The 11894-nt window shown below is 54.9% G+C and carries 4 protein-coding genes; all 4 read left to right on the forward strand.

What is annotated here, in order from left to right; genetic code table 11:
* The first annotated feature begins 124 nt into the window (after nt 1–124).
* The gene (gene mshD, locus HMPREF2804_RS04835) at nt 125–1213 is read left to right on the forward strand and encodes a mycothiol synthase (RefSeq protein ID WP_246824170.1); all 1089 of its coding nucleotides are present in this window, start codon (nt 125–127) and stop codon (nt 1211–1213) included.
* A gap of 172 nt (nt 1214–1385) precedes the next feature.
* A complete protein-coding gene (locus HMPREF2804_RS04840) occupies nt 1386–3593 on the forward strand; it encodes an RNA degradosome polyphosphate kinase (RefSeq protein WP_179958676.1) in 2208 nt (735 codons plus the stop codon).
* Between the two features lie 247 nt (nt 3594–3840).
* Nucleotides 3841–4839: an NUDIX hydrolase gene (locus tag HMPREF2804_RS04845; protein WP_070627523.1), complete on the forward strand. Its 999-nt coding sequence runs from the start codon at nt 3841–3843 to the stop codon at nt 4837–4839.
* Between the two features lie 232 nt (nt 4840–5071).
* Nucleotides 5072–11894, forward strand: a 6823-nt coding sequence (locus HMPREF2804_RS04850) for a DUF6531 domain-containing protein (RefSeq protein WP_070627525.1), incomplete at its 3' end; no start/stop codon positions are given.

An 11894-nucleotide genomic window follows, 5' to 3' on the forward strand; every position in this document is an offset into this window, starting at 1 on the left:
TGCATCAAACCGGTTCAAACGCAGGCTTTCACCCGGTAAAGTTAAACAGTAGGCAATGTGAAAGAAGGCGAGAATGGCGGCATCACCCGAAAACTTCACCCTCGACTCTGGGCACTACGAAAATATGCCCCTCAATGCTGAGCTTCTAGAGCATTTCACGCAGTTCGCACGCGCCGTACAGAAGCACGACGGCACCCCGGCTTTCTCCGAACAAACTCTGGTGGAGCTCTCGAAAGCGGTGCGCGGTGAGAGTCTGGTTAAACCGCAAGTTTTCGCATTCACTCCGGCCGCCGATAATTCCGAGTTACAGGCTGTGCTCGTTGCCGTTCCCTCCCCCGAAGACTCTGACGAGCCCGGTGTACTTGAGGCAGCCGTTCACCCGCAGATGCGCGGGCAGGGGCTCGGTCCCGCCTTCTTCACTCGCGTTATTCAGGATCTAGGAAGCGAGGCCGCCAACTACAACCTCTGGGTACACGGAAGCGCAACCGACACCGGTATTGAGAGTCCCGCCAATGAGCTCGCCGAAGCCGCAGGTTTCACCCCGGTACGCGTGCTGTACAAAATGGTACTTCCGCTTGACGAGCAAACCCGTGAGAATCTTGCCGAGCTCTCGGATGCGCGCACCCTGCCCGACTCGCTTGAGTTGCGCACCTTCACCCCCGCCGACGAAAACCCCTGGCTTCGTGTTAACGCGGAAGCCTTCGCCGAGCACCCCGAACAAGGTCGCCTGACTCTCGCGGACTTACGCGAGCGCACCAGCAGCGACTGGTTCCGCCCGGAGGGGTTCTTTCTCATCTCCGAGCGGGAAGACCCGCATAATATTGCGGCGTTTACGTGGACAAAAATTCCCACCGCTCAGACCGAGCCGGGGCAGCCGCTCGACGATCTGGTGCCTGCGGGTGAGATTTATGTGGTGGGGGTCAGTCCAAACGCCCAGGGTAGCGGTCTGGGGCGCACTGTGACCCTGCGTGCCCTGGCGTATTTGGCGCTTGCATCCGACGAAAACGGCGAGCCTCTGCACGCGATCGAGCTGTATGTGGACGCCGATAACGCCCCTGCGTTGAAGCTCTATGAATCGTTAGGATTCGCAGTTGCGACCGTGGATCGCATGTATGCCCCCGAACGCGGGTCCGGCAAGAGTTCGTCTAACGGTGTGGATGCGGGCGTGCTCTCCGCTGTTACCACGGCGGTTATCTCGACCGGCAGCATCTAGCGTTTATTCGGGGTGGGGCGCGGATCCTTTACCGGCTCACACCCATACCGAACGTTCTTTCTGCGTTGTGCTCGATGACGAGCGGCGCATCGTAAACTTAGTCCCTCAACATAGTAAGGAATAGCCTGTGGCACCCCACCCGCATACCAAAAAGAATACCGAACCGGCACCGATGACCGGGTTGATTCACATCGGAAACGATATCTCGAAGATTGAGCGTGCCGATACCCGTGCCGACCGCATTGAAGCGGGAGAAAAACTCGATCTACCCAATATCGAAGGCGATTTTGGCGCCGAGCGTTTTCTCGACCGCGAAAGCAGCTGGCTCGATTTTAATTCCCGGGTGCTGGAGCTCGCCGAAGACCCTGATTTATACCTGCTGGAGCGCCTGAATTTTCTGTCTATCGTTGCCTCGAACCTTGACGAGTTCTTTATGGTGCGCGTGGCGGGGCTCAAGCGCCGCATCGCTACCGGGCTGGCGGTACCTTCCGCCGCAGGTTTGAGCCCTGACGAACAGATGGAGGCGATCTCGACCGCCGCTCACAGCCTGCAGAAGCGCCATGCCCAGGTATTCCATGAGCAGATACTTCCCGAACTGAAAAAACAGAACATTCATATTGTGGGCTGGGATGACTTGGATGCAGACGCTAAAACCCGTTTGCGCCAAGAATTCCTGCGCGATATTTTCCCGATCCTCACGCCGCTCGCGGTAGACCCGGCGCACCCCTTCCCCTATATTTCGGGGCTTTCACTGAACCTTGCGGTGCTGGTGCGCAACCCGCAGACCGGCAAGGAACTTTTCGCGCGTGTGAAGGTGCCCGATCAGCTTGACCGCATGATTTCGGTGGATGGTCCCCGCGCCGCCAACACGACCGGCAAGGAATCCCGCTATATTCCGCTAGAGGTTATCATTGCAGAGCACCTTGACACGCTCTTCCCCGGCATGGAGGTTGTTGAGCACCATGTCTTCCGCGTAACCCGTAACGAAGACCTTGAGGTTGAAGAGGACGATGCCGAGAACCTGCTGCAGGCCCTCGAAAAGGAGCTGCTGCGCCGCCGTTTCGGTCCGCCCGTGCGTCTTGAGGTTGAAGATACGATCAACCCCACGATCCTCGACCTGCTCATTTCTGAGCTCAATATCGACGACTCCGAAGTATATAAGCTCCCCGCGCCACTGGATCTGCGCGGTATGGGCGCGATCGTGCGCGCTAACCGTCCTGCCCTACACTACCCCAAGCATATTGCGCATACCTCCCGCTGGCTCAACGCCGCCGAAACCGCCAAAGAAGCGGATGTGTTTGCCGCAACCCGCGATCACGATGTGCTTCTGCACCACCCCTACGATTCCTTCGCCACCAGTGTGCAGGCGTTTCTTGCGCAAGCGGCGGCCGACCCGAAGGTACAGGCTATCAAGCAGACCCTCTACCGTACCAGCGGCGACTCCCCCATTGTCGATGCGCTGATCGAAGCCGCTGAGGCAGGCAAACAGGTTGTCGCACTCGTTGAGATTAAAGCGCGGTTTGACGAGGAAGCTAATATCTCCTGGGCGCGCAAACTCGAACGCGCGGGCGTGCACGTGGTCTACGGTCTGGTCGGACTGAAAACCCACTGCAAGCTCTCCTTGGTAGTGCGCCGCGAAGGCAACCAGCTGCGCCGTTACGCGCACATCGGCACTGGCAACTACCACCCTTCCACCGCACGGTTCTACGAAGACCTCGGCATTATCACCTGTGACGAGCAGATTTGTGAGGACGTCTCGCGCCTGTTCAACCAGCTCTCCGGGTACGCACCGAAAACCACTTACAAATCGCTACTCGTCGCCCCGCGTTCGCTGCGCAGTGGGCTCATCGAGTGCATCAACCGCGAAATTGAGAACCATAAGGCGGGTAAAGAGGCGCGCATCCAGATCAAGTGCAACTCCATGGTGGACGAGGCGATTATCGACTCTCTCTATCGCGCCTCTCAGGCAGGGGTTCCCGTCGATGTGGTCGTGCGCGGTATTTGCGCCCTGCGCCCCGGTGTACCCGGACTCAGCGAGAATATCCGGGTGCGTTCGGTGCTTGGGCGCTTTCTGGAGCACTCGCGCATCTTCGCGTTTGAGAATGCGGGCGAACCCATCGTCTATATCGGGTCTGCCGATATGATGCACCGCAACCTCGATCGCCGCATCGAGGCGCTCGTAAGGGTCAAAGACCCCCGCCATATCAAGTACCTGCTCGATATGTTCACGGTCTACATGAGCGACGAATCCCGCACCTGGCACCTCTCGGGTGACGGCACGTGGAAGCGTTTCGATACCGATGCCGACGGCAACCCGCTGCGCGACGTGCAGTCCTATTACCTGCGCTCGCGCTCCCGGAAGAACCACGACAAGATTTAGCGGTTTTCCCTTTCCGTAACTTCTGTATACAGGTGGCTTTCAGACCGAAAAGTAGCACTATGCGAATTTTCGGTCTGAAAGCCACACTATATGCCCATAATTGCGCTCCACAGGGCGCCAAGCCACGTAACATTCGGATTTTTACTACGAAGGTGAACACAAGGTTACGGGACGGTGACGCCTCTGAAGATTTTTCCCCTAGAATGGGAGTACACCGCATCATCACTACCAGCTCATAGAGGATCCCGTGACCACCGAATCAACGTACTATTCCGCCCACGTATACGATAATTCACTCGCCATCACCCGCACCCGCGAAAACACAGCGCCTGTCGTTGCCGCAGGTGCCCTCGTCTGGCGCTTGCACGGGGAAAAACTTGAGGTGCTCATGATTCACCGGCCCCGCTATAACGACTGGTCTTGGCCCAAAGGCAAACAGGATGCGGGCGAATCACTCGTTGAAACCGCCATTCGTGAGGTAGGCGAAGAAGTCACCCTCAGAATAACCCTCGGCGTGCCGCTGGCGGTCACCAACTATATGGTCTCGGGGCGCCCCAAGGATGTGTTCTACTGGGCCGCGCAGCTGCCCGTGGGGGAGCATCCCCGCGCTGACGAAGGCGAAGTTGATGAAATCCGCTGGGTAACCCCCAAAGAGGCACGCAAGCTCTTGAGCAACAGCACCGATCACGAGCCTTTGGATGCGCTCGTTGCTCACCATAAAGCCGGTACTCTGCACACTCGCCCGGTCGTCATTATGCGGCACGCCAAGGCAAAACCACGGTCTAACTGGACTGCCGCCGACGACGAGCGTCCGCTCGCGGGAACCGGTAAACGCCAGGCGCTTGCGCATAGCCACCTTCTGGAGGCATACTCCCCCACCCGTTTGCTTTCGTCTCCATGGCTGCGGTGCATGCAGACCGTGGCGCCCTATGCGAACGACCATGCAATCGCGATCAAAGAGAAGAAGTCCCTCTCAGAGAGCGGCGCGGCAGGGCATCCTAAACGCACGGCAAAAGTGACCGAATCGCTGTTCGTAAAGGAAGTTCCTTCGCTGCTATGCACGCATCGCCCCGTTTTTCCGCTGGTTTTTAAAGCTCTTAAAGGCCACCTCATGAAGGGTTCGGCGAAAATTCTTCCCACCGAAGACCCCTATATGGAGCCAGGGGATGCGGTAATCCTGCAGGTCTCAACCGCCGAGCACGGTGGTATCGTCTCGGTTGAGACCATCCGCCCGGTTATTGATTAGCACCAGAACTTTCGCGGTTCATGCGCATGGAAGTGCGCGAGTTTTGAGCCCCCTCGAAAACTTTCGAGGGGCTCAAGTATTCCAGATGACTAGACAGGCTCATGCAACGCCTCAGACCCCTACAGGATGTGCTCATATCGGGGGTTCACATCTGGTAACATAAGTTGAGCTTCAACCTTTCACTTAGGTTCAGCATAGTTTCCAGCCACGCATCACGGAAGATACATAAACTATGGGCGAATACGACAACATGCACGTTCTAGAGCGTGATGTTGAGTTCGATTTTAATCATGCCGATATTCTGCTCAGTATATTCAGATATTTAAAAAGGAAGTTAGAAATACAGCTTCCGGAACGGCAGCGGTATATTGGCATAGCCCAACGTGAGTTTAAAGGACATTTCGCACGAGTTTTTGATCAGAACTGTAAATATTCCATCTCTGAATGTAAAAACCTGATTACAGCCCTGGGCGATGCCGCTACCGACCTGCAGAAGTATATTGATGCTGCACACCAAGAAAATGAGAATCGTAAAAAATTCCGTGAGGCTATGGCAAACTGGGAGGAAGAAAAACGGAAGATCAGAGATAACATTGAAAATGATAATCGAAATACATTTATAAGTTTTCAGAAAGATCCCGCTGCTCATTACCCTCCCCAACCACAGCCTAATCTAGATAACGAAGGTCCCAAGTTCGACGAACGCGCCCCGATTATCAAATCCCGTAATACGGGCAGAAATGCAGAGGTTATTGGGCGCAACCGTACGCATCGCGCCGAAAAGAGAGCTCGGGACGCCGCCCAGGATGCTACCGAGACTACCTCGGCTATTCCCGGCAACCTCGTGACATTTGCGCAAAAGAACTCTAAGTCAGATCAAAGAATTGCTGAGCTTTACTCCAATATCACCAAATGCTACAGCTCTTTCGCTGAGCATACATCATGGGGTGTTTTTGATGCCGTAAGCCTTTTTAACTCGATCGCAAAATGGGTTGATGCCAACCAATCTGATGTTCGTTGGATTCTCACTGTTGCGGAAGCTTTCGCGACGGCTGGTTCTCAAGGAATGTTAGGCCCTATTTATTCTGAAGCAGATTTTTTGGATTATCCGCAGTACCTTAATACGGGGTATATCCGGAATTATCTGAAGGAACAGAAAATTTCTACAGATCGTCCGAGTATTGACGTTTCTCGTGCGACAATAACCGGCGCGGTATACTCAGCGGGATATGCGCTTGATCCCGTAAATGTTGCCACAGGGAATTTCATTGAGCATGAGTGTGATCTCTCCTTCGAGCATGCTCCTGCGGCATCGCTCATCAAGCTTGAACGTATGTACAACAGCGTTGCCGTTACCTATCCCGAAGAAGCCCCTTCGGGCATCTTTGGTCTCGGTTGGTCTTCTACGCTTGATACTCAACTTACGTTGAGTAACACGGGCGCTGTATGGCACACGCCTGATGGTCGGGCTCTTGCATTCCCTCGTATGGGTGACGGTTTTGGTCGTGTTCCTTCCGAATCGTATTGGCTTAGCAAAACTGTTCCCGGCGACGAGCTTTACAGCTATGTTTCCACAGCGACGACAAAAGCAATCAAGACGGCAGAGAATGCTGGGCGCAAGGTCAGCGCACCTACTACACCCGCATATTATTGGGTTGTTTACAATTCCAAGCATGTTCGATACTTCTACGACCCTTCTGGTGCCTGGACAGGCGTGATGGAGGGGCATTATGCAACCTTAACACTGCCTCTTTACTCATCGGATTCCGCAACGGGTGCGTTAGAGCTAACTGACATCATTCACCCGGCCTCAGGTCGAGGTCTTCAGATACGCTACGGCAGCTCACCCCGTGATAACCGTATTCGCCCTGACTCTGCCAGCACCTACCTTATAGATCATGATGTGCAGATACTTGATACCGTCACCTACATTTACGACGATGATGATCTGCTAGCAGCGGTTAACCGTCCCGACGGTATTCGTCGTTACACCCATAACGCTAAGCGCCTGATTGAAGAAGTCTGGGACGTGAACGGCCACCGTGAAGTCACTAATACCTATGACGGTCAAGGACGCGTGGTCCACCAGCTGACAGAACATTCCCGTGAAGTGTCTTTCGTCTATGCTCCGGGCATTATGACGATTGTTGCTGACGCGATAACCGGCGACAGCTCTAATATTTGGCGCTCGGATGAACGCGGACGTCTTAGCTCTATGACGGCTGCTGATGGCAGCCGCCAAGTCATGCGCTACGATAAATTCGGCAACCGCATCAGCGTCACTGAACGCGATGGCTCTACGATAAGCCGTTCCTACGACTCTTACAGCCGTTTAGCGAAACAGCTTACCCCCGAGGGTGCACTGTCTAAGTACACCTGGGACGAACATAACCGCCTGCTCACGACCTCTGTATGTGATTTCCGTGATCGGCTCAACCCAGGTGATCCCGTGGTAGTGTCATATACCTACGAATCAACAGGCGCAAACCCAAACCCCATCACTATGACTGATGGGAACGGACATACTACAGAATACAGCTGGGATGAGTACGGCAACCTTCTGAGCGTTACTGACCCCACCGGTGTACATACCACATACACCTATAACGCACGTCAAGAGCTGATCAGCATAACAAACGGTGTTGGCGATACAGTCCATCTAGAGTACGACAAACATGGTCGAATAGTGCAGGTTAGGGATGCTCTAGGTCACGTAACCTCTACCCATTGGAACTCCGCCGGGCAAATCGCCTCGGTTACGGATGCTGCCGGTTCACGCTGGTCCCTCACGTACCCTGAACTTGCTCCCGAAGAGCTAGATATTCCTGCTTTTGTTCGCCAAAACCTCACTTCAAGCGACACTCACCGTGTACACAATACATCGCGCCCTATGGGTCAGCTGCCCGTTTCTTTGACAGATCCTTACGGTCATGTCACGCACTTTGAGTACAATAACGGCAACCAGCTCACCGCTGTCACGGATCCACTGGGTCGTACCAACCGCGCAGTATTTGATGCCTGGGGCAACATGGTCAAGACTATTAATGCCCTCGGTGCCGTAACCAACTATGAATACGACGGCCTGTCACAACTTATTGCGGTGACAGATCCTCTGGGTGCCCGGAGTGAGTTTGACTACGACTTGGCTGGCGAAATCAGCCAGATTGCGGATGCTACCGGTGTTGTTACGCACCGCGCTGTAGACCGTAGAACGGGCAAAGAAACTACATCCTCCGGCGGAATACTCGGTTCTTCATTCCGTCACGTCGATTATCTGGGACGGGTGATTATTGAGGGCGAGAACAATACCCAAAATTTCGCTTCTTCGCAGCCGGTTAGACGTGCATCTCAAATCTCAAAGTCACCGAGTGCATCCCCAAGAAGCAGCGAAACTGTTACCGAGTTTACAACCTATGATGCCGCAGGCAATCCTGTTGAAACTCTTGATGCTCATGGCGGGCTCACCCGCCGCACCTACGATGCGGCAAATCGGCTGATACGCGAGGTTTCTGCGGCGGGACGTACCCAAACATTCGACTATGATCAAGCTGGGCGTCTGCGGCGCATGGGCGTGGGGCTAAGCGTGCCCGAGCAGAAGCCGACGGTGGGTGAGAACGTGGAGTGGGAAGAGCCTACCGCTTGGGCGTACACAACGCTAACCTACGACGCCGCATCTCAAATTATTGCCCGAACCTATCCTGACGGCACAACTGAACATACGACGTATGATGCCCTTGGCCGGATTGTACGGGTGCAGCATGGGGCTCGCACTGCAACGTATGCATACGACCGGTGCTCACGCCTGATCCGCATGAGTGACAACAGCGCTGGTAACCGCAGATTCATCTATGATGCAGCCGGTCAGCTAGTGACTGCTGTAGATGCCTTAGGGTACCGCACCCATTTCGAGTATGACGCTGCTGGGCAGATGGTGCGCACCCTAGATGCGACAGGCCAGGTCACCACGTATATTTATGACGCCGCAGGTCAGCTTATCCGCACCGTTAAGGGCGCGGGTTCTACGGCAGAGATAACATCTACGTACACCTACGATGCCGCAGGTCGTCTGCTGTCTGAAAATAATGGTGAGCGGACCCGTGCATACTCCTACGACTATCAGGGTGGCGGTCTGCTCGCGTCTTTGAGCGTCAATGGTGTGTGCGCGGCGGAGTATTCGTACTCCCCCGGAGCATCATCTATTGGTCATCGAACCGTGACGGTGCGTGACTACGCCTCTGCTTCTGCACTCCGGAACCGCGATTCTTCCGCCTTTGCTGGCACCGAAAAGCCGTACCTTGAGCATCGTTTTGTCTATGATTCCTCCGACCGTCTGATCTCTCGCAGCCGTTCAGGATTCCTAAGATCGGACGAGCAAAGCAACGCTCATGCAGACGATGATATACACGAGCGTCTTCACGCTTTGAATACCTTTATCAAAACCGGCGCATATACGCTGACGTACTCGTATGATGCCGATGGTTATCTGATCACGTCAGTAACCCCTTACGCAAAATCTACACGTACCGTAGATGGTGCCGGTCGAACGGTAGCTGTAACAACACACGCCACGGGACAGCCCGCTCATGATGTTATCTCTTCAGTATTCTCCTACGATCCTCTGGGACGTCTCACGCGGATTCGGGTGGGAGATATGGTGTCTTCCTGGACGCACGAGCGCACTACCGGGCTAATCTCAGACTATGTGCGGGAACAGGTACTCGCCGATGTTCGAGGGTTTGAAGAATCAAAGGTTCTTGAACGCACACAAGTGATCCGTGACCATAACGGCCGTGTGATTGGGTTGGATTCAACGGGATCTGATACTTCACCGGATGGTCTTGTTCTGTACTCCTATGACGATGCCGGGCAGCTTGTGGGCGCCCGTTCAGCATCCCACGTGTGGGAGTGGGAGTACACGGCCGGAGTCATGATGCGCGAGCGCGTCTTTACTCTCGATAGTTCTAACGGGTCTGAACGCACGGCTGCAGGTTCTCGTATTCTGGAGGGTGAGCGTATCTTCACCCATAACGAAGCGAACCAGTTAGTCACCGTTGAGGCTCGCGCATACGCAGGTGCACGGGGCGACGCTGGGGAGCTTGCCGCTCATACCATCACGGAATACACCTACAACCTGGCAGGCGAACGTAGTGGTGAAGTCACGACCGATAAGCTCACCGGCACCTCATACTCTCGCAGATATAGCTGGGGTGCCTACGGCGGTCTGACATCGGTAACAGACTCTGTTTCCTCACGTGTAGGTATTTCACGCACTTCACTGATTTCTGATGCGGTGGGTGAGGTATCCGCTGTTTCTGATGGTGAGGGCATTACAGTGCCTCTCATGTGGGATGCCAGGTCGGATATTCCGCATCTTCTGGGTGCTGGGGCAACGAGCGCGCCCAGCTCTGACGGCGGCTTTTCGCAGGCGGGTATACCCGGCGGAATGATGCCTTGGCATACCCTCAACGTCCCCGGATTGACCGGCAGCACCTTCGATTCGGCATTAGGTAGCACACCCGGACTGTCAACGGACTGGGGCGTACCTTCTGCAAGCGCTACCCCGGTGCCCGGGCTGCCCACCGGTTTCGAGTTCACGGGTGCAGGGTCGCTACGCGTAGCCGGTCTAGATATGCTAGGCGCTCGCGTCTATGACAGCCCTTCACGTCGTTTCCTCTCAACAGACCCGAAGGCCGCAATAGCTGGTTCATCCTGGTTTGCTGACGTTTACGCATATGCAGGCAATAATCCGCTGGAGTATGTGGACCCTCGGGGTGAGCGCCCTATGACGGTTGCAGATTACCGTAAGTATCAGAGCCAAGAAGGCGAACGTTTCGTGCAGCAGAGTCTGCGCCTTCTGGCTCTTGTAGGTGTTATTGGTTCCCTGTTCATAGCGCCGACAAGTATCCTCTTGGCCGGCGGTGTTGGTTTTATTTCTGGTGCCGCCAACGGTGCCGCTGATGGCATGGATTTCCACACCCCCGACGGCAATATCGACTGGGATAAAGTGCAGGCTTACGCCCTTCAGGAAGGCGGGAAAGAAGCACTCACAGCCGCACTCATAGGGATGCTCTTCAAAGCCGGGCCGCCCGTAGCACGCGCCACCGGCAACCAGGCGATGAAAGTCCCCGTTATCTCCAGAACGGTTGATCGGGTTAAGACGTCCCCTGTTGTCATTAAAACCCAAAACACCGTTAATGCCGTCAAAACCCGCATCAACGGAATCCAAGACCGCATTGCCACATGGACGCGCACCAGCCTGCTGGGCATCGAGCACGTAGTGCCCAAAGTGCACCCCACGCCGCACAATAGCCCACATCAGATAGACATACCCAACGGGCCCAAACCTACCCATACCGGATCTCTCGATCACAGGACATCAGGAGCAGTAGACGAACCCAATGTGCAGCTGAAACCTGTGGAGGAGCCAAAGGTTGAGAACCTGCCTCCGGCAAGGGGCGCTGGTGCCGCTGAGGAGCAGACGGTTTCGATGCGGGATGTGCAGACTCATCTGGATGAGAGGCTGGAGGGTGTTCGTCGTAAAGAGTGGAGGGGGAAGGATAAGAAAGGACGCCCACGCACTGACTATTACGATTACGAAAAGTTTAAAGAGGCTGAGAAAAATTACTTTGACGACAGGGCTAATTTACAGGAATACGAGGCCCGTAAGAAGCAGGCTGAGTTTGAGGGCAGAGAATTTACTGAGGCGCCTCCGAAAGATCCGGGTCCTCGTCCTCAACCTGCGTTATGGAAAGACGCCGAGGAGCGATTTGCGCCAGATTTGCAGACTGCAATGCAGCTTGATGAGGAGGGTTTGAAGCACCACCGTGTGGTGAAGAGCGAGGATTATCAGGGGCAGATTCCTCAAGATACTGCTGAACATCTTGGACAGGCTGTGCAGAAGATTATGAAGGATGGAGCTCCTCCGCATTACCCTGGCGCTAATGAGGGTCGAGTCTTTAATAATGAACCTTGGAAGGGAGAAGGAAAAGGAAAAATCCTACCCACTACCGATGTTGAGGGGAATCCTATTACGTATACGGAAATGGATTTCATGG

Origin of the sequence: Rothia sp. HMSC065G12, from assembly GCF_001811455.1 — a bacterium.
Classification (GTDB): Bacteria; Actinomycetota; Actinomycetes; order Actinomycetales; family Micrococcaceae; genus Rothia; species Rothia dentocariosa.